At 58.8% G+C, this 311-nt stretch carries 1 protein-coding gene; it reads left to right on the top strand.

Annotation, left to right across the window (positions count from 1 at the left end):
- Positions 1-311, top strand: a 311-nt coding sequence (locus ACTHSL_RS13355; protein ID WP_440381706.1) for a hypothetical protein, incomplete at both ends; no start/stop codon positions are given.

The raw sequence follows: 311 nt of genomic DNA, 5'->3' as shown, positions 1-311 counted from the left end.
TTCGGCGACGAGCCCAACCCCTGCAACTGGAAATGGTATGACTATATCAACCCGTTAAGCTACGTGAAAATGGGGCTGACCTCCTTAAAAGACGGCGCGGTTGCAAAAGTCTTGGGCGCGACTGCACGCGAGACCTCGCCCATCCTGCTCAACGCCCCGGGTGCCATGCAACTGATGCCGTGGCCGAACTACCGCCCCCTGCGCGGGAGCAGCGTCGCCGAAACCACCCAAAAGGAGACCTTTGCAAAAAGCCCTTCCCCCGACAGCCGAAACCCAAACACAGGTTTTCGGCTGTTTTCGCCTCCCCCAAT

The organism is Neisseria sp. P0008.S010 (assembly GCF_051962715.1).
GTDB lineage: Bacteria > Pseudomonadota > Gammaproteobacteria > Burkholderiales > Neisseriaceae > Neisseria > Neisseria elongata.
This window is presented reverse-complemented; position numbering and strand designations above follow the sequence as displayed.